This window comes from Streptomyces cirratus (assembly GCF_014650775.1).
Lineage (GTDB): Bacteria > Actinomycetota > Actinomycetes > Streptomycetales > Streptomycetaceae > Streptomyces > Streptomyces cirratus.
On record NZ_BMVP01000012.1, the window covers coordinates 107,527 to 133,873 of the forward strand.

Genomic DNA, 26,347 nt, shown 5'->3' on the forward strand with positions numbered 1-26,347 from the left:
CTGTCGCGCCAGCCTCGCACCGTCGGGCGGTCACAACCCAAAGCGCCGAGTCACGGACGGTCCCGTGGCTCGGCGCTTTGTCATGCTCGGGCGTACCGGGGGCCATGGGGGCGACGCGTACCCCGCCCCCTGCGGCGAGAGGCCGAGCGGCCCCTGGAGGAAGAGGGAGAGCACCAGCACGAGGCCGGTGAACGAGGCGAAGAAGACGAGGGCGACCACGATCCCGCAGGTGTAGCCGCGGTTGACCAGCGGGCCGGGCGCCATGAGCGTCGAAGGGGATGCTGCAGGACGCGGCCATGCCGTGTAGACCGAGATTCGTGGAGAGCCCGATGAGGCAGGCGATCAGGTCGGTGGCGACCTTCTCCAGCAGCGAGACAACACCCGACGCGTCCTTGTACGTCTACGTCCCGCAGCGCGAGGTACTGCTGCGGCTGATGCACGACGCGGTGATCGCGACCGTGCCGCTGCCCGGGCTCCCGGCCGATCCCCCGGGGGACTGGCGTACCCGGCTGACCGCCCTCGTCACCGACGTGGTGCACGCCCTCAACGCCCACCCCGGCATCGGGCGGGTCTCCCTCGGCTCCATCCCCGCAACGCCCGCCTGGCTCGGCCTCTTCGACCGCATCCTCGGCCTGCTGCTGGCCGGGGGTGTGGAACGTCGACGGGCCGCCTGGGGACGCGACCTGATCGCCCTGTACATCGGCGCGGTCACCTACGAGGTCTCCGTCGCCACTCCCCATGCGGGCGGCGAACCGGACGCATTGCAGGAGGCCCTCGAACACCGGCACGCCCGTGTCTCCATCGAGGAGCGGCTGGCCGGCCTCGACCCGGCCCGCTATCCGCATCTCGCGTCGAGCGCCGCGGAGTTGGCCGCCGGTCCGGCCGCGGCGCGGCTCGCCCTCGGCGTGGAGGTACTGATCGACGGCCTCGCCCTCGGCTGAGCCGGGGACGGGGAACTGAGCCGGGGACGGCGAACGGCCCCTGGAAACCGGGCGGATTCCAGGGGCCGTTCGTTCGTGCGTGCGTGCGTCAGGGGGACTGTGGGATCAGACCGTGATCGGGCGGATCGCGGTCGGGGCGTGGCCCGGCTCGGTCGCCAGCTCCTCGAACTCGGTGACGTCGCTCATGTCGACCGTCTTGCTCATCGAGATGTTGGTGACGCGCTCCAGGATCGCCTCGACGACGACCGGGACGCTGTACTCGGCGGCCAGCTTCTTGGCCTCCTCGAAGGCGGCGCCCAGCTCGTTCGGGTCGGTGACGCGGATCGCCTTGCAGCCGAGGCCCTCCACGACCTTGACGTGGTCGACGCCGTAGACGCCCAGCTCCGGCGCGTTGATGTTCTCGAACTCCAGGTTGACCTCGAAGTTGATGCCGAGACCACCCTGCGCCTGGCGGATCAGGCCCAGGTAGGCGTTGTTCACGAGGACGTGGACGTACGGGATCTTGTGCTGCGCGCCGACGGCCAGCTCCTCCAGCATGAACTGGAAGTCGTAGTCGCCGGAGAGCGCGACGACCGGGTTCTCCGGGTCGGCGGAGGCGACGCCCAGCGCGGCCGGGATGGTCCAGCCGAGGGGGCCGGCCTGGCCGCAGTTGATCCAGTGGCGCGGCTTGAAGACGTGCAGCATCTGCGCACCGGCGATCTGGGACAGACCGATGGTGGTGACGTAGCGGGTCTCCGGGCCGAACGCCTTGTTCATCTCCTCGTAGACGCGCTGCGGCTTCATGGGGATGTCGTCGAAGTGCGTACGGCGCTGCAGCGAGCCCTTGCGCTCCAGGTGCGAGGCGACCCAGGTGCTGTAGTCGGGGAGCTTGCCCTCGGCCTTGAGCTCCTTGGCGATCTCGATGAAGAGCTCCAGCGCCGCCTTGGCGTCGGAGGCGATGCCGAAGTCCGGGGCGAAGATCTTGCCGATCTGGGTGGGCTCGATGTCGACGTGGACGAACTTGCGGTCGCCGAGGTAGGCGTCCAGGTTGTAACCGGTGTGACGGTTGGCCCAGCGGTTGCCGATGCCGAGGACGAAGTCCGACTCCAGGAAGGTCGCGTTGCCGTAGCGGTGCGAGGTCTGGACGCCGACCATGCCGGCGCTCAGCTCGTGGTCGTCGGGGATGACGCCCCAGCCCATCAGGGTGGAGATGACCGGGACGTTGGTCAGCTCGGCGAACTCGACCAGCAGGTCGGAGGCGTCGGCGTTGATGATGCCGCCACCGGCCACGATCAGCGGGCGCTCGGACTCCAGCAGGAAGCGGACGGCCTTCTCCGCCTGGGCGCGGGTGGCGCGCGGCTTGTAGACCGGCAGCGGCTCGTAGGTCTCGGGGTCGAACTCGATCTCGGTCAGCTGGACGTCGATCGGCAGGTCGATCAGGACCGGGCCCGGGCGGCCGGAGCGCATCAGGTGGAAGGCCTCCTGGAAGACGCCCGGAACCTGGGCGGCCTCCAGGACGGTCGTGGCCTTCTTGGTGACCGGCTTGGCGATCGAGGCGATGTCGACGGCCTGGAAGTCTTCCTTGTGGAGCTTGGCGACCGGGGCCTGGCCGGTGATGCACAGGATCGGGATGGAGTCCGCGATCGCCGAGTACAGGCCGGTGATCATGTCGGTGCCGGCCGGGCCGGAGGTGCCGATGCAGACGCCGATGTTGCCGGGCGCGGTGCGGGTGTAGCCCTCCGCCATGTGCGAGGCGCCCTCGACGTGGCGGGCGAGGGTGTGCTTGATGCCACCGACGTTCTTGAGCTCGCGGTAGAACGGGTTGATCGCAGCGCCGGGAACGCCGAACGCGTGCGCGACACCCTCGCGCTTGAGGATCTCCACTGCAGCGGCGGCGGCTGTCATACGAGGCATCGAGGTCTCCTGCGGTGTGGCGGTCAGGCAGTTTCCGTCATACGGAAGTTTTGTTCTGCTATACGGAACAAACTAAGCGGCGAGTTCTGCGCACGTCAAGGCGCTTCGGCACCCCGGAAACCACCAAAAGCCGCGTCTCGGTCGGTCGGTCGCACAAATCGCCGTCCCCGCGGCGGGAAATCGGAGCGACGCCGCCCGGGCCCGTCGCGCGTCGTGGACCATGGACGTACGCACAGCGACGGAGGGGGTCCTTGTCCCATGGCGGAAGCGGTACCGGTGCGGTGTCCGGCGTGCCAGCGCGAGAACGGCTATACGGCGCCGGTCTATCCGTGCGCGTGCGGGAGTCCGGTCACCCCGGCGCTGGACCTCGCGGCGCCACCGCAGCCGCTGACGCACCGGACGTGGACGGACGGCTGGGTCACGGTGCGGTGCGCGGCCTGCGGGCGCGAGAGCGAGTGGCCGCACCCGGAGGTGGGGTGCGCCTCGTGCGGGACGGTGGTGCTGATCCCGGTGCACGCGCCGGAGCCGCCGCGGGCGGCCGCCGGTCCGAGGGGTGCCGCGGGCGCGGGTGAGGACGTACGCCCGGACGGCACCGGGACCCTCGATCCGGGCCCGGCCGCTCGACGGCGGACGGGGCCGGATCCCGCTTCGCCGCCGGCCGGGCCGGTGTCGCGTCCGCCGTTCCGGCCCGTGACCATCCGTACGGCCCGGGACGCGGTGGCGACGGCCGCGCTGTACCTGCGCTGGCTCGGCTTCCAGGACGTGCGGCAGCCGGACGGGCCGCCGATACCGTCGGCGGCGGTGGACCTGCGGGCTCCAGGGGTGGTCGCCCAGGTGGACCCGAGTACGGCGCCGGCCGGGCTGCGGGCGGTGGAGTGCGTATGGCTGAACGGGCTGACGGCCTCCGCGACGAGCGTCTACTTCTCCCTCGCCGGGTACACCTCGGACGCCCTGGCGCGCGCCGACGACCTGGGGATACCGCTGTTCGTCATGGACCTCACGGGCATGCCGCAGCCCGTCAACGACCCGGCGGACGCACTGGTCGGCACGGGGCCATAGGCTCGGGTCATCGCGTAGTCGCGTCCGCTGAGGAGAACGAGCCCGATGAGCCTGTACGACATCCCGCTGACCACCCTGTCCGACGAGCCCACCAGCCTGGCCGCCCACAAGGGCAAGGCGATCCTGCTGGTGAACACCGCCTCGCAGTGCGGCCTCACCCCGCAGTACTCGGGGCTGGCCCGGCTGCAGTTCAAGTACGAGGAGAAGGGCTTCACGGTCATCGGCGTGCCGTGCAACCAGTTCGGCGGCCAGGAGCCGGGCTCGGCGGACGACATCCAGACGTTCTGCGCGGCGGGCTTCGGCGTGACGTTCCCGATGCTGGAGAAGTCCGAGGTCAACGGTGAGAACCGGCACCCGCTGTACCAGGAGCTGGTGAAGACCCCGGACGCGGACGGGGAGGCGGGGGACATCCAGTGGAACTTCGAGAAGTTCCTGATCTCCCCCGCCGGTGAGGTCGTGGCGCGCTTCCGCCCGCGCACCGAGCCCGAGGCGCCCGAGGTGATCGCGGCGATCGAGGCGCAGCTGCCGGCTTGATCGCCTGATCGCCTGATCGGCGTCAGGCGGGGCCGGGCCGGGGCCCGGCACGGCCTTAGCGGAGGTCGGCCTCGTCGTACTCCGCCGTCGAGCCGGCCTCGGTCAGCTCCCGCAGCTCCACCCGGCGGATCTTTCCGGACACGGTCTTCGGGAGCGGGCCGAACTCGATCCGGCGGATCCGCTTGTACGGGGACAGCACGGCCCGGGAGTGCTCGAACAGCACCCGGGCCGTCTCCTCCCCCGGCTCCCAGCCGGCGGCGAGCGTGACGTACGCCTTGGGGACGGCGAGCCGCAGCGCGTCCGGGGCCGGGACGACGGCCGCCTCGGCGACTGCCTCGTGCTCCAGCAGGGCGCTCTCCAGCTCGAACGGGCTGATCTTGTAGTCGGAGGCCTTGAAGACGTCGTCGGACCGGCCCACGTAGGTCAGGTAGCCGTCGGCGTCGCGCGAGGCGATGTCACCGGTGCGGTAGAGGCCGCCCGCCATCGCCTCGGCCGTCCGCTCGGGGTCGTCGCGGTAGCCCGTCATCACCCCGGCGGGCCGGGTGCGCAGGTCCACGCAGATCTCGCCCTCGTCGGGGGACTCCTTTCCGGTGACGGGGTCCAGGAGCACGATCTCGTAGCCGGGCGCCGGGCGGCCCATCGAGCCGGGCTTGACCGGCGCGCCCGGGAAGTTGCCGATCTGCAGCGTGGTCTCGGTCTGGCCGAATCCGTCGCGGATGGTCACGCCCCAGGCCTCGCGGACCTTCTCGATGACCTCCGGGTTGAGCGGCTCGCCCGCGGCGACGGCCTCGCGCGGCGGGTTGCGCAGCAGGCCCAGGTCGGACTGGATCAGCATCCGCCAGACCGTCGGCGGGGCGCAGAAGGTGGTGACGCCGCCCCGGTCCATCTCCGCCATCAGCCGCTCGGCGTCGAAGCGGGCGTAGTTGTACACGAACACGGTCGCGCCCGCGTTCCAGGGCGTGAAGAGGTTGGACCAGGCGTGCTTGGCCCAGCCGGGCGAGGCGATGTTGAGGTGGACGTCGTCGGGGCGCAGCCCGGCCCAGTACATGGTGGACAGGTGCCCGATGGGGTACGACGCGTGCGTGTGCTCGACCAGCTTGGGGCGGGCGGTGGTGCCGGAGGTGAAGTAGAGCATCAGGGGGTCGCCCGCCAGGGTCTCGCCGTCGGGCGTGAAACCGCTGTCCGCCTGGTACATGTCCTCCAGGCGGCGCCACCCGGTGGGCACCTGGGGCCCGGCGGCGATACGGGTGTAGGTGCCGGGCACCTCGTCGAACTTGCCGGTGTCCTCGGTGCGCACGATGACGTGGCGCACCTGCCCGCGCTCGATCCGGTCGCGCAGGTCGGCCGCGCCGAGCAGCGGGGTGGCGGGGATGACCACCGCGCGCAGTTTCATCGCGGCGAGCATCACCTCCCACAGCTCGCGCTGGTTGCCGAGCATCAGCAGGATCCGGTCGCCCGCGCCGACGCCCTGGTCGCGCAGCCAGTTGGCCGCCGCGCCCGAGCGTACGGCCAGCTCCCCGAAGGAGATCCCGCGGCTCGTGCCGTCTTCCTCGACGATCCGCAGGGCGTCGGCGCCGTTCCCGGTGGCGATGTGGTCGAACCAGTCCAGGGCCCAGTTGAAGCGCTCGGGGCGGGGCCAGGTGAAGCCGGCCCGGGCGGCTTCGTAGTCCCCGCGGCGTTCGAGCAGGAAGTCACGGGCGGCCAGGAACTGTGCGGTGGCGCTGTTCTCCGTCATATGAGGAATCGTGCCGCGTGGCGCTGTGGATCACTAGGGCGACGTCAGCCCCGAATGGATCCGAAGCGGATGCGGCCCGGCCCGGCGGGGGTCTTGAGGGTGTCGGAGGTGTCGGGGGTCGTGTGGGTGTCGGGGGACCCGCGGGTCTCGGGGGTCTCGGGGGTCTCGGGGGTCTCGGGGGTCTCGGGGGTCTCGGGGGTTCCCATCTCCACGAGGAGCCGTTCCCCTTCGGCGGCGATCTCCTCCTCGGCCGCCTTCGGCACCGGGTCGAACAGCTCGACGGTGAGCACCCCCGCGTCCGCTTTCCAGAGCCCGGCGAGGAACCCGTCGAGGAGGAGGGTGCGGTGGGCCTGGTTGCCCGACCAGCTGCGCCCCTTGAGCTCCGGGGGGACGACGCGGGTGCGGTCGGCGTGCGAGAGCAGCAGGTTGTCGAACTCGGGGAGGAAGCGGGGCGGGGCGGGGGTGTCCGGATCGGGGCGGGGCGCGTCGGGGAGGTCGAACAGCTCGACGCCGGTCTCGTCACGGAAGACGGCCAGGCGTGGCCGCAGCCGCTCGAAGGCCTCCCGGAGCCGGGTGAGGCCCGCCCAGGTCTGCATGTCCTTCACGGAGGCGGGTCCGAAGGCGCCGAGGTAGCGCAGCACCACGTCGTCCAGGCGCTGGGGCTCCCCGGCCGGCCGCCCCAGCCAGTGCTCGGCCGTGGTGAGCCGGACCTGGCCGCTGCGGCCCCACACGCCGCGCGGCGTGACCTGTACGAGCGGGAGCCGGCAGCGGGCGGCGACGGACAGGGCCTGCGGGTCGGCGTCCGGCCAGTGGGTGAGGAGTTCCTCCCGGATCTCCCCCATGGTGCGCGGCTCGGCTTCGACGAAGGCCCGCGCGGTCCGCGCCAGCCGGTCCAGGTCGACACCGGTGAGCCCGGAGCGGAAGCTCCCGAGCTCCCGGTCGCGGGCGTGCTGGACGAGCGGCCTGAGGGTGAGGGCGTCGTGCGCGGTGTGGGTGTGGAGGGTGGAGCGCATCGTGACCATGCGGACCACCTCCCGGGACTCCATCAGCCCGGCCAGTTCCGCGGGGCGGAAGCCGGCGAGGCGGGCGTGCAGCTGGAAGTAGGGCGGCTGGACGTTCTGCGCCTGGAGCCCGACGAGGTGCGAGACGGCGTCGACCGCGGGCATTCCGGCGCGGTGCAGCAGCAGCTGGCGCGCGAGCGTGGCACGGTTCAGTGCACGGGCGCCGAGGACGGGGCGGGTGGTCGAGGAGGCCATGACGGCACGCTAACGCGGCTCGCGGACACCCTCTGTCCGCGACTTCCACGACCGCCGCCCCGTTTGCCCGTATATCTTGCTGTCTGCCCATAAGATTCGCTCACCCCCGGGAGCTGACTGCGATGCCGGAGCGCCCAGACCGCCGCCCCCCGCCGCGCACGGGCCGACCGCGCCCCTCCGCACCGACGCCGTCGGACCACCGCAGCGTGGTCGACTCCGCGGTCTACCGTGACGGCCGCCGCGTGGCCTCCCCCGCCACGCTCGCCGACACCTTCCGGCAGCTGCGCGAACAGCCCGACGGCATGGCGTGGATCGGCCTGCACCGCCCGACCGAGTCCGAACTCCACTCCCTGGCTGCCGAGTTCAACCTGCACCCACTGTCGATCGAAGACGCCCTGGAGGCCCACCAGCGCCCCAAGCTGGAACGCTACGGCGACACCCTCTTCGTCGTCCTGCGCGCCGCCCGCTACCTGGACGCGCCGGAGGAGGTGGAGTTCGGCGAACTCCACGTCTTCGTCGGCCCGGACTTCCTCATCACGGTCCGCCACGGCGCGGCCCCCGACCTCTCCGCGGTCCGCCGCCGCATGGAAGCCGCCCCGGAACTGCTCTCCCTGGGCCCGGAGGCCGCCCTCTACGCCATCCTCGACGCGGTGGTCGACGGCTACGCCCCGGTGGTGGCGGGAGTCCAGAACGACATGGACGAGATCGAGACGGAGGTCTTCAGCGGCGACCCCGAGGTCTCGCGCCGCATCTACGAACTCTCCCGTGAAATGGTCGAGTTCCAGCGCGCCACCCGCCCCCTGGTCGGCATGCTCCACGGCCTCATGGCGGGCTTCGCCAAGTACGGCACGGACGAGGAACTCCAGCGCTACCTCCGCGACGTCGCCGACCACGTCACCCACACCAGCGAACGCGTGGACGGCTTCCGCCAGGCCCTCACCGAAATCCTCACGGTCAACGCCACCCTGGTCTCCCAACAACAGAACGCGGAAATGCGCGCCCTGGCCGAAGCGGGCTTCGAGCAGAACGAGGAGATCAAGAAGATCTCCTCCTGGGCCGCCATCCTCTTCGCCCCCACCCTGGTCGGCACCATCTACGGCATGAACTTCGAAACCATGCCCGAACTCCACTGGGCGGCGGGCTACCCCTTCGCAATCCTGCTGATGGCGGTTGTCTGCACGAGCCTCTACATCATCTTCAAGAAGCGCGACTGGCTGTAGCGAACCAGCACGGAAACTTGGGCGACGAGCACGCGCTCGTCACGACCGCCGCCAGGGCCGTCGGCCGTCGGCCGTCGGCGTCGCCAGCTTCTTCGCCCGAGCCGCCCTCAAGGCGGTCTGCGGCCTCAGGATCGCCCTGCAGATGTGCTGCGATCACTCCTGAGTGCGCGGAGCATGGTGGTGTACACCGGAGCATCGGGGAACGGCTGCTGGTCGCCGATGTGCTGGTACCCCCAACTCTGGTAGAGGGCCTTCACCTTCGGGTGTCCGGGCTCGACGAGCAGCGTGACGCGCTCCTCGGTGCGACCGGCCAGCAGTTCCTCGTGGATGCGGTGCGCAAGCCCAGTGCCCCTCCAGGGAACCCGGACCATGATCTCGAAGAGGGCGAGGGTTCGAGTACCGTCCTCGGTCGTGTCCACCTCGGGAAGCGGCTGGAGCATGTGAGCCCACCAGCCGGTGTTCTGGGGCAGGGCCGCGGCGTAGGCGTAGCCGGCGGCCTCGCCACCGTCGTAGGCGACCACGGCCTCCCAGGACGGGCGGGAGGAGTGGCCGGTGAGACGACCCTCGAAGCGGTCGACGGAGAAGAACGGGTCCTCACCGATCTCCTTCTCGTACACCTCGGCGTACACGCCGACCAGGGTGGGGCGGATGGTGGGCAGCTGGTCGGTGCCGTATCGGTGGAGGGTGATCTCCGGGGTGGGCATGGTGCTCCTTGTCGCGTGCGGGTTCAGGCAGTGCGGGTGCGGTCGTTCCACTGGCGGGTGACGGCGGACTTGGGGGCCGCTTGGTTGAGTGCGGAGGTGAAGCTGCCCAGGAGGTGGGGGACGCGGCCGGCGTCGGCGCCGGTCGGGGCGATGACGCGGGTGGCGGTGGCCACGGCCTGCTCGACATCGCCCTGCGCGACCTGCGCGAGGGCCGCTTGGGACAGGTAGTAGGCGCGGTTGCGGTGCTGGTCGTCGCGGAGGTCGGCGATGCACCGGTGGGCATGAAACTCGGCCTTCTCCGCCTCGCCGAGCCGGTAATGGGTGATGCCGGTCAGGCCGTGGAGCTCGCCCCGGGTGTAGAAGGCGACGGAGGACGGACGGGCCTCGGCGGGATCGGCTCGGTCGTAGGCGCCGTGGGCCCGGTCCAGGGCTCGGAGGGCCCTGGTCTTGTCACCGAGGCTGGCGGCGGTCAGGGCGATGCGGGAGTGGGTCAGCGAGGCGTAGAGGGGGTCGGTGCGGTGCGCCCGGGTACCGGTGCAGGCTTCGGCCGCGGCAAGGGCGTCGGCGTACCGGCCCCGCTGCCCGGCGAGCATGGCGGCGTACCGCCAGGTCTGGTGCTGGACCTGACCGTCTCCGGAAAGCCCTGCGAGCGTGACGGACTGCTCCAGGTAGCGCTGGGCCTCCCCCAGCCGGCGGGCGTCGATGGCCGAGAACATGGCGAAGGCCGTGAAGGACGCGGCGACGGCATATAGGCGGGAGCGGACTCGCTGGCTGGCGGAGCCGTGCTGCTGGAGGCTGAGCGTACGGGCGGCGAGGTCGGCGGCGCGCTTCTCCAGAACGGGGCCGCCGCCGTTCTGGTCGTCCAGGAGCCACAGTTCGGCCAGGAGGACGCGCAGGCGGTCGACGTCGGAGTGTCCGACGATGGGTCGGGTGGCTGCGGTCGCGGTGCCGGTGGACACGGCGACGGCGGCGCCGGTGGCTACGGAGATGAAGCTTCGACGGCCAAGCACAGGGTCCTCCAGTCGTGCTGAGGGCGTTGCGGGGCGGGGGCGGGCACGGGGCACGAACCCCAGATCGGTCCCAGGAAGCCCGGAGACGGCCTCCAGGGCCTGCCACTGGCGGTCCTGGGGCGAGCGGTTCTCTCCCGACAGCCACCGGTAGACCGTCCGTTCGGTGACGGCGCCGCGGTGGCCGGTGAGGTCCGCCATGGCGTCGTTGACGTGCTCGGCAAGAGCGCCCGCACTGAGCCCGCGTTCCTTCATCCACGTCTCTAATTCCGCGTTCCGCTTCCGCACCATGCAGTCACGGTAGGGGTGGGGCCGCCATCCGAGGTAGCGCGGGTCGGGACTTTTCGCCAGTGGTCACGCGAGTAGCTGCGAGCGGATTCGTCATGCCCAACACGGCTGGCGCACGGGTTACTTGTCCGCACAGCCGAACCGGCAGCAGGCGGATGGGAGCGGAATCGTGACCGTACTCGCGCACGAAGTGACGGCAGCCCCGGCGGAGGTGCCCACGGTCACCTCCGCCAACCAGAAGACCGTGATCGCCTCCGCGGCTGCCGCCGTCGCCGAGGACGTCGAGGCCGCCCTCACCCTCGCCGACCACCACCCGGCCGGGGAGGCGGCCGTACGGCTGCGGGAGCGGCTGCGCGAGCACGTCCACACCCTCACGGTGCCCGCCGAACGGTACGCGGACCTGCTGCCGGAGAGCCGGGACAAGGACATCGCGGCCAGCACCGTGCGGTTCGCCCGCAAGGTCGCCCGCGACTGCGGGAGCGACCCGGCGATAGCGCTTCGGCTGCTGGCCAAGTCGGTGGCCCACCTCGCCCGGAACACGGACCTCCTGCGGCTTGCCTGAACCGCTTCCGGCGCCGGTCTGCCTGGGGCGTCGGCGCCGGAAGCCCTCCACCTGCCCGGCCGCGGCAGGTGACTGCAGCACCTCGCCGACACCGGTGAGGCGGTCGGCTCCCACGAATACGGGCGAGGAGCCGGCCACCATGCCCCGACCCTGCCGGCCAGTCCCGTCGAACCTCGCCCTGGAGGCACCCGCGTGTACGCGATCGGCATGTGCGTCGATGCCCGCTACCTGCTACCCGCCCTGGTCACGCTCGGCTCGGTCGCCGACCACCTGCCGGTGGCCGAACGCCGCGAGAGCGCGGTACGGGTACTGACCAACGGCCTGTCCCCGGGGCAGGCCGCCGTGATGGAGTCCTTCGCCCGCCGCTGCGGGTTCGGCTCCTTCGACCTGCGCTGGCAGGCCCCGCCGCCCGACAGCGTCATGGCTGACGCCGCCTACATCTCGGTCGCCACCTACCTGAGGTTCGGGTTCACCCCCGGCTTCCTCGACCGGCCGTTCCTGATCTACGTGGACGCCGACGTACACGTACGCGCCGACGTCTCCGCGCCTTTGGACGGACTGCCTGCGGACCGGATCGGCGCGGTGCAGGACGAGTTCAACCCGGCCGTCGGTCAGTGCCCGGCACTGCCCGGCGTCGCCGAGCGCTGGCCCCACCTGGTCGGGCGCACCTACTTCAACGCCGGGATGCTGTGGGTCCCCGCGCCGATGCTCGCCCCCATGCGGACCGGGGTCCAGCAGGCCCTGGTCCGCGGGCGGCAGTACATCAAGCACAACGACCAGTGCGCCCTGAACCTGTGGCTGCTGTCCTCCGGGGCCGCGCACCCGGTCGGGCCGGTGTTCAACCGCTTCGAGGTGGACCGGTTCCTCCAGCGGGGGGACTGGGTCCGCCGGGTCCTCCGCCGCCCGGTCACCCGCCGGGACGGGCACGTGGTGCACTTCGTCGGGGGCCAGAAGCCGTGGATGCGCTCGTGCCCAGGCACGGAGGACGTGCGTGCCTACCGGCAGCAGATGCACCGCACGCTGCGGCACCTGGCCAGGGCAGGTGCACTGTGACTGGCGGCACCGTCCTGGCAGTAGACAGGGCCTGCACGGAACTGGCCGGGTCGGCTCCGGCCGAGACGGTCCGCGTCCGCAACGGACCGAAAACGGCCGTCTACCGCGTCCGTCTCGCCGACGGCCGCCCGGTGGTGGTCAAGCTGTTCGCGGTCGACTGCACCCACGGCGCTGTCGACGAAGCCCGCCTCCTGGCCGCCGTCACCGCCGCCGGGCGGGTGCGGGTGCCGACCGTGATCGGGTACGGGCCGGTTCCCGGCCTGACCGTCTCTGCCCTGGTCACCACCGATGCCGGAACGAACACCTTGGGGGATGCCGTCCGAGCCGGACAGATGCCGCGTCCGGCGGCGCTGCTGAGGCTCGCCCTGCTGATGGCTGCCTTCCACAGCGTCAAGGCCCCGGCCGGGGTCCCCCTGGCGCCAGGCATCGGCCAGCAGGTCAGCGCTCTGGCCGCCCACTGTCCCAAGCAGGTCTTCGTCCGGCTCGCTCCCGCCCTGGAGGTCATCGCGGCCGGGGCACGCCTGGAACGACTCGTGTGGTGCCACGGAGACCTCCACCTGGAGAACGTGATCTGCGGAGGCGACCGACGCCTCACCGTCGGCGAACACGGCCGGCCCCGCCTTCACGACTACCTCGTGGACTTCGAGGCCGCGACCGTGGAGGTCCCCGAGTACGACCTCGCCCAGACCCTCGTGACCTGCGAAGCCCTGGAGCCGTCCGACCGGTTGTTCGTGGCCGCTGCCTACGGACGGCCAGTCGACACCCGGCTCCTGGACGCCTTCGTGGCCTTCCAGGCCGTACGCGGCTGGACCTACGCCGCCCACCGGGAAGGCCGCGACCGTGACGCCTGGGCGGCCCGCCTGCACCTTGCCCTGCCCCCGCAACCAGGAAGGACCGTGCTGTGACCGATCCCGATCTGTCGGTGATCATCCCCGCGTACAACGAGGCCAAGTATCTGCCCTGCTATCTGCCCACCGTCTTCGCTTCCCTCCGGGCCTGGGAAGCCCTCTCCGGCCTCGTGGGGGAGGTGATCGTGGTGGACAACGCCTCCATCGACGGCACCGCGACCGTCGCGAAGGAACTGGGGGCCAGGGCGGTGACGGAGCGGGTCCGCAGCATCGGCCTGGCCCGGAACACCGGAGCCCGCGAGGCCGAGGGGCGGATGCTGTTCTTCGTCGACGCAGACGTGGCCCTGCCGCTGGAGGGGATCACGGCCGCCGTTGCCGCGATGGACGCCGGGGCCGTCGGCGGGGCGATCCCGCCGCTCTACACCCCCGCCCGGTTCGGGGCCCGTCTGCTCTGCGCGTACTGGGACCACCACCGCGCCCGCCACGGGGGCGCCCAGGGCGTCAACCAGTTCTGCACCCAGGACGCCTTCAAGGCGGTACACGGCTACCGGCCGGACTACTTCATGAGCGAGGACATGGAGTTCTTCACCCGCCTGACCGCCTACGGCCGCCGCACTGGCGGGCCGGTCGCGGTCCTCGAAGACCTCCGCGTGCGGCCCTCCACCCGCCGCTACGACGCCTGGTCCACGGCCCGGATGCTCTGGTGGCAGAACCCCGTGATCGTCCGCCTCGGCCTGACCTCGCCCCGCTTCTGGCGCAACTGGTACGCCACCACCGTCCGATGATCGGAGAACCCCAGGTGACCCGCCTTCCCCTGCCGGACGCCGACGGCATCTACACCTTCCCCACCGACCTCCTGACCGCGCACCGGGCCTGGATGGACTCCCTGACCGGGGCGAAGGAGATCATGACGCTGACGGCGCCGCTGACCCTCGCGCCGTACTGGATCGAGCCGCGCAAGCCGTCCGGGCGGCCGGTAGTCGTCATCGAACCCCACCACGACGACTTCGTCCTGTCCGCCTCCGGGACCTTCCTCGCCCGTCCGCGACCGCTGACCGTGGTCACCGTCTTCACCCGCTCCCGCAGCGTCCATCCCTCCCTCGAAAACACCTACAACAGCGTGGAGACGGTCTCCGGACTCCGCGACCGCGAAGCCGCCCAGTCCCTGTTGCCCCTCGGGGCGGCCCGGGTCGGCCTGGGGCACAAGGACGCCGAGAAGCCCTATCGGGCACCCGAGCCCGCCCAGGTGGACCGGATCACCTCCGAACTCGCCGAGGTGCTGGGCGGGATGGACGACGCGGAGCTGCTCGCCCCGGCCGCCGTTACGCGCCACCCGGACCACCTCGCCGTCCACGAGGCGGCGCGCCGCCTGGGCTGCCGATGGTTCTGGGAGGACGCCGCCTTCTGGTCCACCTACGGCCTGTCCGGATGCGACCGGCAGCTGTTCCAGCAGCGGGTACGCGACGTCTTCGAACCGGAGTTGGAGGACATCACGGCCACCGTCCTGGACAAGGTGACCCTGCTGCACATGCACGGCTCGCAGATGCATCCTGCGCGAAAGATGTACCGGCCGATCCGGCACGCCCACACCGTCGCCGCCGACCTGCTGCCCGACCCGGACAGCCGTCCGCGGGGCCAGTTCGCGGAACGCTTCTACCGGCTCGGGGGGTCGTGGTGATCCTCGGCCTGGAAGGCCCCTCGTACGGGGGCAAGACCTCCGCCCTGGGGCAACTGCGCCGGCTGCCGGCGATGCAGGAGGCGATGTTCTTCTCCTGCTATGTGAAGTCGTTCGCGCGCCACGAGGACATCCCCACCCCCTCCACCCGGTCGGCAGAGGAGCAGGTGAAGGCGTTCATGACGTTCATGGAGATCGAGGGCAACCGCGTGGACGCAGCTCGCCGCCACGGCGGGCTGGTCGTCCTGGACCGGACCGTCGACACCCTCCTCGCCCACGCTCACGCCATGGACGAGATCTACGGCTTCGACGTCCTGCCTGAACTGACCCGCCGGGCCGAGGAGATGCCGCACCTGAGGCCGGACCGCACCCTGTACCTGGACGTGACGCCCGAGCTCTTGCACCTGCGGCGCAAGGCGGCCGGACACCACGAGGTCGAGCCGGAGTACTTCCTCCACGACCCTGCCTTCCTCACGCACTTCCGCGACTACTTCTGCCACACGGCCCGCCGCCCGGCGACTGCGGAGTTGGCCATCGCCTCCGGGGACGGCGACCGGCAGGAGACAGCCGCCGTCGTGCAGGCCCTCTTCACGTACTGGGCGGGTGTCCGGTGACCGGCCCGACGGTGGTGTTCGTATGGCGACGAACGCCGCCACCGCTGCTGATCGGGGGCGCGGAGGTCTCCCAGCAACTGCTGGCGGAAGAGTTCGTCCGGGCCGGTTGGCGGGTCGTCTACCTCGGCAGCCACGAGGCGCCGTGGAACGGGTCCGCGCAGATCGGGCATCTGCGTGCCCACCTCCGGGCCCACGGAACCGTGTGGGAGGAGGCCGACGGGGAGGTCCGCTACCGGTGGAACGGCGTCTCGTGCCGGGCCGTGCCGCAGGACAGGGTGGAACCGACACTGAAGGGCCTCCTGACCGAGGCCCGGCCGGATCTGGTGGTGACCTCGCAGGAACGGGCGGCCGACCTCGCCGCACTTGCCCGCCGGTCCTCGCGGGTCGCCGGATGGCTGCACTCCGTCTCGGCCAACAGCATGGGCGTCCTCCACGGCCGACCGCACGTCGCCCTCGCCACATCGAAGTTCGTCGCGGAACGAGCCCAGGCCCACGCCGACACAAAGGCGGTCGTCTTCTACCCGCCGTTCGCGCCAGCCAAAGGCTCCGGGCCCCTCCTCGCCGCGGGCCGCGGCACAGCCAGTCGCAGCCCCGGCGGCGTGCTGATGATCAACCCCATACCCGCCAAGGGCGCGGCCCTCCTGCACCAGCTGATCCGCCGGTTGCCCACCCTGCGGTTCACCCTCGTCGAGGGCTGGTGGGACACAGCCCGCGAGTTCACCGCCTACCCGAACGTCCACTGGGTCCCCCGCACCTACGCCATGGGCCCGATCTACGCCGCGAACGACCTGCTGCTCGTGCCTTCCCAGGTCGAGGACGCCTTCCCCCGGGTGATCGTGGAAGCCGGGCTCCACGGCGTCCCCACGATCGGCTCGTCCCGCGGCGGCATTCCAGAGGCGGTCGGGGACGGCGGAGTGATCCTCCACCCCGACGACGTGGACGGCTGGCTGCAGGCGATCGAGTCGGCTGACCGGACCGGCCTCGGCGCGAGGGCCCGTGCCGGGGCAGCGCCGCTGGTCCGGCCGTGCCTGCCCGAGCTGGCTGCCGCCGGACTCATCCCGGAGGCAGCAGCCGCCGGCTAACGGGCCGCGTAGGCGGCCTGCACCTCGTCGGCGCGGTCGGTCCACCAGTTCAACAGTGCCTCGTCTGTCAGGAACATCTGGCCGAAGGTGAGGTCCTGGCGGTCGAGGTAGAACTCCAGCTGCCAGAAGTCGGTCAGCCGCTTCCACCACAGCCGCCTCACCGCGTCGGCGAGGTCGCCCTCGGACAGATCGATCACAGACCGGTATCCGGAACAGAACGCGGCGACACGGTCGAGGTCGAAGGCACCACCGACCCCGAACTGCACCTGCGCGGTCCGCGCGACCTCCTCCCCGTACGGACGAACACCGAGCCGGTCCCAGTCCAGTACCGCCACCACCCGGCCGTCCCGGCGCAGCAGATTGCGGTACTGGAAATCGCCGTGCGTCCACCCGTAGGGCCCGGCCGGCACCTCGCCGTCCGGCCGGGCATCGGCGTACCGCGCGAGAAGGCCGCGGCGGTCGTGCAGGGCCTCGGCGGCGGCCTTGTCGAAGTCCGTCACCGGAGCGGACGGCAAGCGGCTCAGGAGACCAGCAGCCGCACGGTCGGCCTCGGTCACATCGCGGACCTTCGCCACCGGCGCCTGCTCAGGGACCGGGCCGGGACCATGCCGCCGCATGCCCTCGTGCAGGCGGCCCAGGAGAGCACCGAGATCGCGGACCTGGTCGAGCGGGAGGTCCGTCCCTTGAAGGTGCTCGCCGTCCACCCACGGCAGGACGCAGTAGCCGTGACCACCGACTTCCGCCACGAGGTCACCGTCGGCCGCGCTCAGCGGCGCCGGCACGGGGATGCCCTCGCGAGCCAGGTCCAGGAGGACCGCAAGGTTCCTGCGGACCTTCGGCAGAGGAACGTCGGTGATCTCCTTGAGCGCGAACACTCCAGCAGCAGTCACGAGCCGCCAGTTCTGGTTCATCAGGCCGTGGGCAAGGAACCGCCGATCACTCACCGCGCCCAGCCCGAACGCGTCGGACAGGCTAGGCAGCACTGCCGTCAGAGCATCTTCTCGAGTCGTATCCGTCACCCCCAGCACGGTACGCCGACGCTGAATCGCGCACCCGAATTCGTCACCCAGATCCCCACTGAGAGTCGGAGGGAGAGGCGAGCCGAGATCGCTTCCGCCACCAGCTCGCCTGACTCCGTCCGTGGCGGAGCCGGAACAGTCCTGGCGGCCTCACTACCCTGACCGACGGACCACCCGCGGCCGGCGACGATCGGGAGACCATGACCACGCCCTCCACCGCCCGAACCGAAGACCTCCTGCAGACCGGCGTGCGCGAGGAGGTCTACCCCGGCGCGGTGTGGGCGGTCGGGGACGCCCACGGCGTCCGCGCCAGCGGAGCCGTCGGCCTCCTCGATCCCGACCGGCCCGACGAACCGATGCGGCTGGACACCGTCTTCGACGTAGCCAGCCTCACCAAGATCCTCGCCGTCTGGTCCACGATCGGCACGCTCGCCGAACGATCAAACGGAGTGCAGTGCCGGTTTACTGACGCCAAAGCCTCAGATAACGGCGGAGACCAGCCGTTCGTCGCGGCCGCTGCTCTCCCCTGTCATGGACGACCAGCAAACGGAGGTCTCGGTCCCGGTTTTGATCGATTTCTGCCGCCGAGTAGCGGCGGCTCCAGTGAACGCGACCGTCGCGGATCCAGTAGTGAGACTGGCACGGGAGGGACCAGTTCCCGATCGATGGGGTGAGGGAAGCATTCTCGCCGTCGTAGGTGAGGGACCACTGGGCCGGGGAGAGCGGTGTGACGACTTCGTGCCCGCATCCGCAGCAGCACAAGTGGCCGCAGGTGCGGTAGGGGATCGAGATGTAGAGCACCCCCGCGTCCATGGCCTGGGGAAAGGTCTCGGTGAAGACCGGGCTCAGGGTGTCTTGCGGAGTCACGGCCGGTCCTCGTTGGCGATCTCGTTGGTGATCAGCGAGTACGTGGTGTGGGCCTCGTCGGTGGCGTCGGCGTAGATGCCGAGGGCGCGTTTCCAGCGGATGACGGCCAGGATGGCGTTGAGCGCGTTGAGGTCCGAGGTCTGGATGTTGCTTGCGTAGGCGTCGCGTTCGGGCGCGGGCTTGGGGATACGTCGGCGGGCGGCTTCTCGGCGACCGGGAAGGCTGGTGGTGATGCGGAGCAGTCCGCTGAGGCGGCCGTCAATCTCTTCGATGCCCATGCCGACGTCGATGAATGGCACGTCGTGCGCTTCGATCCAGTTGATGATGGCCGGTTTGCTGGCCGCGTCGTCGGAGGCGAGGAACACGAACGTCGCCCCTTCGAGGAGGTCGAGGTTGTACTCGTCGAGGTACTGCACGCAGCCGGTCACACTGCGGTGCATGTTGGCGTAGACCGAAGCGAGATAGGTGGCCTTGGGCGGACGGGCGCGGAGGGTGTCGAGGGTGGGGGCCCCGGGTGCGCGGAAGGCGTTGTGGTTGTCGAAGGTGTCGCCGTCGATGAGGAGGATCGAGTCGACCTCGGTCTTGGCGACCTGGTCGAGGATGTAGCTTCCGCTGCCGCCGAGGCCGACGATGACGATGCGCTGTCCTCGGAATCGGCGGTTGATGGCGGTGATGCCGGCGCGGGAGGTGGCGGTGTCGCGGTAGGCGAAGGGGCTATCGTCGTCGATCTCCTGCCACGCGGCGCCGGGGGTGGGCGTGGCTGAGGGGTCGAGGGCGTAGGCGTGGTCGGCGATGATCCACGTGTATGCGGTGATCTTCGTGTACTGGTCGGGGTAGCCGTTGGGGGTGGGCTTGCTGGAGAGCATGAAGTTCGCCTGCATGTCCTCGGCGATCACCCGGGTCTCCGGGTTGGCGAGGGTCAGGGGGCGGCCGTGCTCGGTGCACGGGGTGGAGCCGCCGAACCAGATGCGGTGGTCGGTGTCGGAGACGACTCGGTCTCCGCTGACGGTCACGGGGTAGGCGAGGAAGCCGTACTCGACGGTGCGGTTCTCGGTGACGTACGGGATGCGCTGGACGACGATGTGGCCAGCGCGCACGACGACGTCGTAGCCGTCGTCGAGGAGGCGGGACAGGTCGGGGTCACGAGCGAGAAGTGCGATAGACATCGAAAACCATCCCCTCCTTCACGCGGACGCTGTGGCCGGCCGTGAGGCTTCCCGCTCCGTGTCCGTCGTGTCCGCGGCTGTAGCGGACGGTGTAGGTGTCCTGGTCGTTCGGCGGCTGGCCGGGGTAGGCGAGGTCGACGACCTGCTCGTAGGCGATGGCCTTCGCCTCCCAGGTGTGGGGGCGGGCGTTGACAATAATCGTGACGGGCTTGGGCCCGTGGCTGTCCTGGGACATGGGGTCCTCCTGAAGTGGGGAGCGCGTGTTCGGACTGGTGAGTGCCGGGGGTGTCGGGCGTGCCGCCGCAGGGGGCGGCACGTCGGACGGCGGTTTCGCGATGGCGGGTCAGCGCCGGGGAAGAGCGAGGAGGTTGTTGGTCCACACGCCGTCGGCGTGGGTCCGCAGGTACTTCTCGCCTCGGGCGGGCGTCATGACGGCGACTTCCGTGCGGTGGCCGGCTGCGTCGCTGGTGTAGGCCTTGCCGGCCTGGTTCTCGATCCAGTCGACGATCTGCGCCCGGGTGCTGCTGCTTGCCTCGCCGGACGTCTGGTTGGTCCACCACAGGTGGGTGATGTGCTCGTGCGTGGTGCCGCCGACCGTCAGGCGTACCGCGGTGATCTGAATGGCCACGTTGCTGTTCCTACTGTTCCTGCCGGCGACGTTCCGACGGGTTCCCGCAGCCGGCGCCGGGTTCCTTGGGCACCCTGGGTGGGGTGCTTCGCCTGGGACGGACGACGTAACTCGCGGGTAGGAAGACGCGTGCGGTTCGCGGGGCCGGCGGGGCGTCAGGAGCAGTCGAAGCAGCGGTCGCTGTTCGGGGGGAGCATCGCGGGCGGGTGCACGATGAAGCAGCCGGGGCAGGCGCGGCCCAGGACACGGGGCGGGCAGGCGCAACGGCCGCAGTCGGGGCACTGAGGAACGCGGCAGCTTGGGCAGGCGGGTTCGAAGGAGCGGTACTCCTCGTCGCAGTTCGCGCAGATGTAGTTGCGCGACTGGGGACCGCTGCCTGCGGTGGGCGGAGTGAAGGCGCGCCAGGGGGCGGAGTCGGTGACGAGGACGGCAACGATGTAGCCGTCCATGGGGGCGGTATCAGTGTGCAGTTCGCGTCCGAGGATGCCGTCGCGGTAGCGGACCTGGGTTCGCCCTTGTGCGCGGCCGGAGCCGGTCAGGGCACGGTCGATGACGGGGATGTCACCTTGGAAGCTGCCACGTCGCAGGGGGCGCTCTCCGTGCGAGGCAGCGAAGGCGAGGTGTCCGGTGGGATCGAGGAGGAGAACGTGACCAGGAGCGGGGAGGTGCTGGGCTGCACGCACGCAAACGGCCATGCGAGAGGCGTTGCTCGCCCGCCACAAGTGGGTGATCGCCAAGGCGGTGGGGCCTTTGGCATCCAGGTGATGACCGACGAGGTGCGCGGGGAGCAGGATCTCGCCGGCGAACGCGTCGCAGGCGGCATCCTCGAGGAGGACGCCGCCGTCGGGTTCCCGACTGAAGGGCTCCATAAGGTCAAAGCTGCTCTTCTGCAGGTGGTGACCGAGTTCGTGCAGAGCGGTGAAGTCCCGCCGTGCCTGGCTGGCGGACATGGCGACCGACAGGCGCGGCGGCGGGCCGTAGTCGTATGCTCCGGCGACGCTACAGCCTTGTGCCGCCTGGCCCTCGGGAACGTCTTTGACGGTGAGCTCGGGCCAGGTCCGCAGTTCCGCTAGGGCGCCTTGTGTCAGGCGTTCGAGGGCACCGGGGCGAGCCGCTTCGACTTCCTTGATCATGGCGACGGCCTGAGTGCGGGCTGCGCCGGCGAGCACGTAATTGACCACGCGAGGTGCCCCCTTTTCCTCTATTTGTCCAGGATGAGTTCGAAGTAGCGGTCCGTGCGGGCGGTCCAGTTCGGCTGGGCGCGGTCATCGTCGCGTGCCGCGAGCGTGAAGATGCCGTAGGCGGCGCGCAGTCGGCCGTCGCGTTCAGTCTCGTCGTACTGAGCGGCGAGCTCCTTGATCTGCGTGCGGCGCAGGGGGCGGTTCAGCTCGTGCACGACGACAGGTGGCAAGGCGGGGTTGGCCGCGAGCAGGTACCCGGCCGGCTGGCCGAGGCGCTCGGCGAGTGCGGCGGCTTGGTCGGCGGTGAGGGCCTGCTGTCCTCTCCATACGGCGAGCGCCTGGGGCGGCAGCAGATTCAGTGCGGCCGCGAGCTGCGGGGCGGTGATGGCGTGGGCACGAAAAAGCTGGGAAAGGCCTCCCGCCCCTTGGGGAGCCCACTGTGCCGAGGCCAAGGCCTCAAGGCGGTCGGCGAGGACTGCACGGTACTCGTCGGCCGCCGCGGACGGCAAAGCGCCGCTGCCCCGCTTGGTGCCTGCGATGGCATCGGCCAGTGTGCGGGAGGTGAGGATGTCAGGGCGGTTGGTCAGCTCGCCGACCTGCCGGTCCAGCACGCACCACGGAAGCGTCGTCTCCAAGCCCCACCACAATGCCAGCGGCTGTTCCAGGGTGGTCGCCTGAGCCGGCAGAAGCAGGGTGTCGCTGTCAACGTACCGTTCGAAGGAGGTCGGCACGGCACGCACGGTGTCATCGTCACCGATCGTTGTGATCAGCAGCAGCTGGATGGTGTCCTCCCATGCCGCACGCCAGATCTGGCCCGGACGTGGGTCCTGAGGTGGTGCGGTGGCCACCCGGTGGACGGCGTCGGGCACTTTCAATCCTGCCGCGGCGGCTACCAGCCTCTGGTAGGCAGTGGTGTGGACAGAGCTCATGCCGTCTCCCCCGTCTCCTCGGCTGTGGTCCATCAGCGCATTCTCTTCTCACTGGATCCAGACGACGTAACTGGGACGGTTCACGAAGGAGCGTCGCCGCAGCGCCGCAGCAGTGCGGTCATGACCGCCTGCGGGGCACTGTCCACGGATAGGGCGTCACGGAGCAGAGCTTTGAGATTGGACAGGACCATGGCCGCGTGGCCTTGCCGGATCTCCAGCAGCTGCGCCGCGTGATGGGCGTCCTTGTCGAGGTACGGGAGCAGCAGGCGCTCATTGGGTGAGAGGCGCTGCCAGATGTCCTCGGCCACTGCGTCGACCCCGGTCGGGTCCGGTGCGGTGGTGGCCGCCTGCCGTTCGACGATTTCGGCGACGGTGCCTTCGTCGGCGTACAGCGGGGTGAAGCGGGCCGGTGCCAGGAGCTCGAACCGGGCCTCGAGGACCTTGGCGAGGTCCTCCTCCCGCACCGCGCCCTGTGCATGCTGCAGCACGCACAGCAGGATGGTCTTGAGGGCATGGACCGTCTGCTTGGGTGTGGGGCCGGCATGGTTCCAGCGGGTGATGCCGACCCCTGTCACCCGCGCGGCCCGGGCGATGAGATCGTCCAGGTCTCCCTGCCATACAGCTCCATCGGCATGGTCGGCCAGCGCCCAGCGGGGCGGGGAACCCTTGGTTTTCCGGTATGCCAGGTCCTCGCTCATCAGTCGGGCGATACGGCGCCGAAGCTTGCCCCGCGGCGTCTTCTTCGCCTCGTCGATGAAGTAGTGCTTGATCGTCGCGAGATACACACGTTCCAGCGAAGCATCGTCCGTGGCGAGCGCGAAGCAGCTTGTGACGAACTTCTGTCCTTTCCCTTCGCGGGTCAGCATCGCCAGGACCACCTCATAGGCAGCGTCATCGCTCCACTCCGCGTGCCCCTCGGGCGGTGGAAAGCCGTAGGAGCGGCGAACCTGGTGGACCAGTCGCCGCAGCAGGTCGAACGAGACCGGCCCCAGCTCGCCCGTCCGTATCAGCTCCTCGAAAGCCCCGCCTGTCACGAGCCACCCCCGATCCCTTGCCCCCACCCCGGCGCCTACAGCCACGGGGCTTCCAGTCTGCATACACCAGCATCTCCCTCCGCGGCATGCGACACACGCATATTCCCCTCGTCGCGCAGAAGGGCCCACCCGCTATCCGGACAAGGAGGTGTCACGTTCTCTACGCGGCGGCACGGACGGCGGCAGAGACGCGGTGCAGTTCGAGCAAGCAGCGTCCGATCCCGAGGGCGAACCCCAAGCCCTCTACAGAGGTCACAACATCGGCGCCCTACCTTGCGTTTGGTGTCGACTCGTACGAAGGCAAGGGTGCCGCCGAATCCGGTTCTATACGGCCGGTGACGAGGCGTGGCGTCGCCAATAGCTTGACCGAGATCAACGTTGTCGATGGGGCGATTCGCTTCGCGGGCAGGTCGTCCATGCCTTGTGCGCCCCTGCGCACTTGCGTGCTCCGGCTGCCGCAACCGTATCTTCGCGGGGTTCTTGAAGTGCCCGTGCGAGCCGTAGGGGACTCATTGAAGCCGGCCAAGAAGGTGCTCCTCGACCTCGACGCATCGTCGAACGTGTCCATCCGATCCAACGAAGAACTGCTCGGCAAGGTGCAGTCCGCGATCGCTGCGGACGACAAGGCGCGCAAGAAGAGGGGGGCCGAGCCGCTGCGCCGCAAACCGGTCCTGTCCGGGATCCCGGGCAACGAGCTCGACCGCCGGGTGCGGGTCTCCATGTGGGACGTGCTGCACACGCTCGGCCGGGCCACGACGCTGTCCTGGAAGGGTGCCGGGCGCGGCCTTGCGGAGCACTGGGGAGCCCTGAAGTACAGCCAGGCATTGGCGGGCGGTCCTGACTCGTTCCTCGGGCTTTCGACCGAAGGGCGGAAGATCGCCGAACGGTACAAGACCATTCAGTCGCACGAGCTCGGCATGGCCTTCGGGCTCACGCTCGCCAAGCAGGTGCTCGGGCGCCGGTTCCCCGAGCACTCCGTGAGCATCGTCCCCGCCGACACAGTCTTGCGCGCCGGGTGGGCTCTCACGAGCAGGGAGAAGGGCAACAAGGTCGGGTACGGGTACCGGCCGCAGTACATCGCGGAGCTCTGGCGCCCTGGGGAGCCGTCCCTCGTAATCCCCATCGCGACCAAGGGCAACCACAGCAACGCGGCGATATCGGCCGGCCAGCTGGCGTCCGCATCAGTGCACGCCGAGGCCGTGCACATCGGCACGTGGAACGAGACCCCGAGCCTGCTGTTCAGCACAGAGCTGCCCGCGGACGGCACCGTGACCGTCCACGCGCTGCAGGCTCCCGGCCGTGACGGCTGGCTCGCCGACCCCTCCGGCGAGAGCAAGGCCGACCTGGACACCGCCCCATCGGAGGAGAACCCCTTTCCGGGGATCCAGCCGCCCCATGTGGGAGGGGCGGCCCGCGAGCCAGTTCCTGGCTGCCACGTGACCCCCGAGTACTTCAGGTGGTTCCAGCAGGTCCTCGGACATACGGCGGCGGCCGGGCTCATGGCCTTCACCGGCTCCGGTCAGGGCACTGCCCGCTACCTCACCAAACGGCAGGGCAGCGAACGGTTCGACGACTTCGAACACGCTGCTGCCGGTAGCGTCCAGGACATCAGCCACCGTCTCCTCGGACGCACCTACGCCGGCACTGACCACGTGTTCCGCCTGAACGGGCCGCGCGTCGAAGCGTTCTCCGGCGTGGACAAGGAACTCTTCGACCTTCTCGTCGAAGGGGAGGTCGAAGAGTACCGCCTCCGCGTACACGCGGCCCGGCATACTCGTCCCCAGCTCGCCTGGGACAAGAAGTGGGGCGGCCCCGTATCCGTCCACGCCGACGGATCCGTCCTCGCCATCCGCCTGCTGCCCGGTCAGCGCGTGAAGCGCAGCTAGCGGACCGTCCCGAAAAACCCGGAAGATCGAGCACGTGACCTGCGAACGCCGACAAAGACCCAGGTCACGCACCCTAAATCACGGATCACGCCGAGTGCCCTCTAAGCACTTGACCGCGCGCCCTCGTCCGTGACGTGGACTGTGGAGCCCCAGCGCGGCAGGCAAAGGCGACGCGCTCCAAGGCGAGCCGGATTGTGATGGGCCTCGCCGTCGCCCGGCTCGGCCGCGCCGTCCGACCCAGCCGAGCCGGGTGCGCAATCTGCGCGCCCTCCCTGCCAGGTGCCCTCAGATACTGCGCGTAGTGGCCGTAACGAGCCGGAAGCCGAAATCGACCAGCGGCGACGCCTCTCCCGAAGCGCCCTCGCTGGGGAGAATCTGGGGAGAAAGAACCCCGTTGGGGAGCGGCTGGGGAGGATCGACCGCATCAATTGGCAGCATGGCGAAACGGCCGGAAAGAAGGATCATTGCAGGCCAGAACGCCTATCCGGTCAATTTCCGCTGGTCAGCGGCGTGAGGGTGACGACTTCAAGAAGATCTCCTCCTGGGCGGCCATCCTGTTTGCACCCACGTTGGTGGGAACCATCTACGGCATGAACTTCGAGACCATGCCTGAGTTGGGCTGGAGCTTCGGCTACCCCCTTGCGATCTGCCTCATGGGGATGGTTTGCGTCAGTTTGTACGTCATTTTCAAGCGACGGGACTGGCTCTAAGTCCCTCGCATCACACCCAGTCATCCTTCGCACTTCGCTTTCGCATCACCCGCAGATCGACCCAGAAGCGGCTGTGGGGACTCCCTCGGGGGAATAAATGCGGATGGTCTCCTCGCCCTACCTCCACAGGGAATCTGACCTGGCCTTTGGGCATCCGTGAACGCTGGGGAGAACCGGGGCCGTCAGCAGCACCTCACGGCTACGCCCTCAAGCCCGTTCGCCCTCCGGCTCCCCGGCCTCTGCACGGCGAACCGATCTCGTGGCGAACCACAGTAGTCGACACCGGACAGCGCCTTACGGCGCCGCCAAGGAACTGCGGAGGTGAAGCGCACGTCCGGGATCACCGGTAGTGGACCTGACGCGCACGGCGGACGTCGCCCCGACGCGATGGTGGGGCACGCCCAGGGGTCTTGGGCGAACGACGAAACCGAATCCCGCACATGAACCGTCCAGTCC

General features: G+C 70.0%; 26 protein-coding genes and 2 pseudogenes. 14 read left to right on the forward strand and 14 right to left on the reverse strand.

Annotated elements, in window-relative coordinates; genetic code table 11:
* Positions 1-30 precede the first annotated feature (30 nt).
* Positions 31-264: a hypothetical protein gene (locus IE207_RS25075; protein ID WP_190186557.1), complete on the reverse strand. Its 234-nt coding sequence runs from the start codon at positions 262-264 to the stop codon at positions 31-33.
* A 65-nt stretch (positions 265-329) separates the two neighbouring features.
* On the opposite strand from IE207_RS25075, the gene IE207_RS25080 reads away from it, so the two are divergent.
* The gene (locus tag IE207_RS25080; protein ID WP_190186558.1) at positions 330-941 is read left to right on the forward strand and encodes a TetR/AcrR family transcriptional regulator C-terminal domain-containing protein; all 612 of its coding nucleotides are present in this window, start codon (positions 330-332) and stop codon (positions 939-941) included.
* A 105-nt stretch (positions 942-1,046) separates the two neighbouring features.
* Here IE207_RS25080 and gcl read toward each other — a convergent pair whose 3' ends face one another.
* Entirely contained in the window at positions 1,047-2,825 is a 1,779-nt protein-coding gene (gene gcl, locus IE207_RS25085; protein WP_190186635.1) for a glyoxylate carboligase, read from the reverse strand.
* Positions 2,826-3,092: 267 nt separating this feature from the next.
* Between gcl and IE207_RS25090 the strand changes: the two genes are divergently transcribed.
* Both IE207_RS25090 and IE207_RS25095 read left to right on the forward strand, forming a co-directional pair.
* Entirely contained in the window at positions 3,093-3,893 is an 801-nt protein-coding gene (locus IE207_RS25090; RefSeq protein WP_190186559.1) for a hypothetical protein, read from the forward strand.
* A 45-nt stretch (positions 3,894-3,938) separates the two neighbouring features.
* Positions 3,939-4,427 carry a glutathione peroxidase gene (locus tag IE207_RS25095; RefSeq protein ID WP_190186560.1) on the forward strand — a complete coding sequence of 163 codons (489 nt, stop codon included), beginning with the start codon at positions 3,939-3,941 and terminating at the stop codon, positions 4,425-4,427.
* Positions 4,428-4,482: 55 nt separating this feature from the next.
* Here the strand turns inward: IE207_RS25095 and IE207_RS25100 are convergent, their stop codons facing one another.
* Positions 4,483-6,162, reverse strand: coding sequence for an AMP-binding protein (locus IE207_RS25100; RefSeq protein ID WP_190186561.1), 1,680 nt, complete (start codon positions 6,160-6,162; stop codon positions 4,483-4,485).
* 44 nt (positions 6,163-6,206) lie between these two features.
* Positions 6,207-7,418: a winged helix DNA-binding domain-containing protein gene (locus IE207_RS25105; protein ID WP_190186562.1), complete on the reverse strand. Its 1,212-nt coding sequence runs from the start codon at positions 7,416-7,418 to the stop codon at positions 6,207-6,209.
* Positions 7,419-7,540: 122 nt separating this feature from the next.
* Here IE207_RS25105 and IE207_RS25110 point away from each other — a divergent pair, with 122 nt between their 5' ends.
* Positions 7,541-8,638, forward strand: a complete 1,098-nt coding sequence (locus IE207_RS25110; protein WP_190186563.1) for a magnesium and cobalt transport protein CorA — start codon at positions 7,541-7,543, stop codon at positions 8,636-8,638.
* A 125-nt stretch (positions 8,639-8,763) separates the two neighbouring features.
* On the opposite strand, the gene IE207_RS25115 is transcribed toward IE207_RS25110, so the two are convergent.
* Together IE207_RS25115 and IE207_RS25120 are read right to left on the reverse strand one after the other, a co-directional pair.
* Complete coding sequence (locus IE207_RS25115) at positions 8,764-9,342, reverse strand: GNAT family N-acetyltransferase (RefSeq protein WP_190186564.1); 579 nt, start codon at positions 9,340-9,342, stop codon at positions 8,764-8,766.
* Positions 9,343-9,365: 23 nt separating this feature from the next.
* Positions 9,366-10,640 (reverse strand): NsdA family TPR-like regulatory protein, encoded by a 1,275-nt coding sequence (locus tag IE207_RS25120; RefSeq protein ID WP_190186565.1) that lies wholly within the window; start codon positions 10,638-10,640, stop codon positions 9,366-9,368.
* A 166-nt stretch (positions 10,641-10,806) separates the two neighbouring features.
* On the opposite strand from IE207_RS25120, the gene IE207_RS25125 reads away from it, so the two are divergent.
* The 7 genes from IE207_RS25125 (at position 10,807) to IE207_RS25155 (ending at position 16,471) form a co-directional block, all read left to right on the forward strand.
* On the forward strand, positions 10,807-11,199 hold the full coding sequence (locus IE207_RS25125; RefSeq protein ID WP_190186566.1) for a hypothetical protein: 393 nt from the start codon (positions 10,807-10,809) through the stop codon (positions 11,197-11,199).
* Between the two features lie 192 nt (positions 11,200-11,391).
* Positions 11,392-12,252: a glycosyltransferase family 8 protein gene (locus IE207_RS25130; RefSeq protein WP_190186567.1), complete on the forward strand. Its 861-nt coding sequence runs from the start codon at positions 11,392-11,394 to the stop codon at positions 12,250-12,252.
* Positions 12,249-13,157: a phosphotransferase gene (locus tag IE207_RS25135; protein WP_190186568.1), complete on the forward strand. Its 909-nt coding sequence runs from the start codon at positions 12,249-12,251 to the stop codon at positions 13,155-13,157. Before IE207_RS25130 ends, IE207_RS25135 begins: the two co-directional genes overlap by 4 nt.
* Positions 13,154-13,885: a glycosyltransferase gene (locus IE207_RS25140; protein ID WP_190186569.1), complete on the forward strand. Its 732-nt coding sequence runs from the start codon at positions 13,154-13,156 to the stop codon at positions 13,883-13,885. The genes IE207_RS25135 and IE207_RS25140 overlap by 4 nt, the downstream gene beginning before the upstream one ends.
* Complete coding sequence (locus IE207_RS25145) at positions 13,882-14,778, forward strand: PIG-L deacetylase family protein (protein WP_190186570.1); 897 nt, start codon at positions 13,882-13,884, stop codon at positions 14,776-14,778. The genes IE207_RS25140 and IE207_RS25145 overlap by 4 nt, the downstream gene beginning before the upstream one ends.
* Positions 14,772-15,389, forward strand: a complete 618-nt coding sequence (locus IE207_RS25150; protein WP_190186571.1) for a nucleoside/nucleotide kinase family protein — start codon at positions 14,772-14,774, stop codon at positions 15,387-15,389. Before IE207_RS25145 ends, IE207_RS25150 begins: the two co-directional genes overlap by 7 nt.
* Positions 15,386-16,471 (forward strand): glycosyltransferase, encoded by a 1,086-nt coding sequence (locus tag IE207_RS25155; protein WP_190186572.1) that lies wholly within the window; start codon positions 15,386-15,388, stop codon positions 16,469-16,471. The genes IE207_RS25150 and IE207_RS25155 overlap by 4 nt, the downstream gene beginning before the upstream one ends.
* Here IE207_RS25155 and IE207_RS25160 read toward each other — a convergent pair.
* Positions 16,468-17,454, reverse strand: coding sequence for a phosphotransferase (locus IE207_RS25160; protein WP_229873953.1), 987 nt, complete (start codon positions 17,452-17,454; stop codon positions 16,468-16,470). The two genes, IE207_RS25155 and IE207_RS25160, sit on opposite strands and share 4 nt — an antisense overlap.
* A gap of 236 nt (positions 17,455-17,690) precedes the next feature.
* On the opposite strand from IE207_RS25160, the pseudogene IE207_RS25165 reads away from it, so the two are divergent.
* Positions 17,691-17,927, forward strand: a pseudogene (locus IE207_RS25165) (serine hydrolase domain-containing protein); the annotation flags it as partial.
* 25 nt (positions 17,928-17,952) lie between these two features.
* Here the strand turns inward: IE207_RS25165 and IE207_RS34200 are convergent.
* From IE207_RS34200 to IE207_RS25195, 7 genes are all read right to left on the reverse strand, one after another.
* The gene (locus tag IE207_RS34200) at positions 17,953-18,303 is read right to left on the reverse strand and encodes a ubiquitination-like system serine protease family protein (protein WP_373304767.1); all 351 of its coding nucleotides are present in this window, start codon (positions 18,301-18,303) and stop codon (positions 17,953-17,955) included.
* Positions 18,304-18,353: 50 nt separating this feature from the next.
* Positions 18,354-19,523 carry a ThiF family adenylyltransferase gene (locus tag IE207_RS25170; protein ID WP_190186573.1) on the reverse strand — a complete coding sequence of 390 codons (1,170 nt, stop codon included), beginning with the start codon at positions 19,521-19,523 and terminating at the stop codon, positions 18,354-18,356.
* On the reverse strand, positions 19,498-19,758 hold the full coding sequence (locus tag IE207_RS25175) for a multiubiquitin domain-containing protein (RefSeq protein ID WP_190186574.1): 261 nt from the start codon (positions 19,756-19,758) through the stop codon (positions 19,498-19,500). The genes IE207_RS25170 and IE207_RS25175 overlap by 26 nt, the downstream gene beginning before the upstream one ends.
* A gap of 108 nt (positions 19,759-19,866) precedes the next feature.
* Entirely contained in the window at positions 19,867-20,151 is a 285-nt protein-coding gene (locus tag IE207_RS25180; protein ID WP_190186575.1) for a DUF3892 domain-containing protein, read from the reverse strand.
* A gap of 155 nt (positions 20,152-20,306) precedes the next feature.
* Entirely contained in the window at positions 20,307-21,332 is a 1,026-nt protein-coding gene (locus IE207_RS25185; RefSeq protein WP_190186576.1) for an ImmA/IrrE family metallo-endopeptidase, read from the reverse strand.
* A 20-nt stretch (positions 21,333-21,352) separates the two neighbouring features.
* Positions 21,353-22,261 (reverse strand): hypothetical protein, encoded by a 909-nt coding sequence (locus IE207_RS25190; protein ID WP_229873954.1) that lies wholly within the window; start codon positions 22,259-22,261, stop codon positions 21,353-21,355.
* Positions 22,262-22,341: 80 nt separating this feature from the next.
* Positions 22,342-23,295, reverse strand: a complete 954-nt coding sequence (locus IE207_RS25195) for a hypothetical protein (RefSeq protein ID WP_190186578.1) — start codon at positions 23,293-23,295, stop codon at positions 22,342-22,344.
* A 512-nt stretch (positions 23,296-23,807) separates the two neighbouring features.
* On the opposite strand from IE207_RS25195, the gene IE207_RS25200 reads away from it, so the two are divergent.
* Entirely contained in the window at positions 23,808-25,181 is a 1,374-nt protein-coding gene (locus IE207_RS25200) for a hypothetical protein (RefSeq protein WP_190186579.1), read from the forward strand.
* Between the two features lie 524 nt (positions 25,182-25,705).
* A pseudogene (locus tag IE207_RS25205) lies at positions 25,706-25,891 on the forward strand (CorA family divalent cation transporter); the annotation flags it as partial.
* Positions 25,892-26,347: the final 456 nt, after the last annotated feature.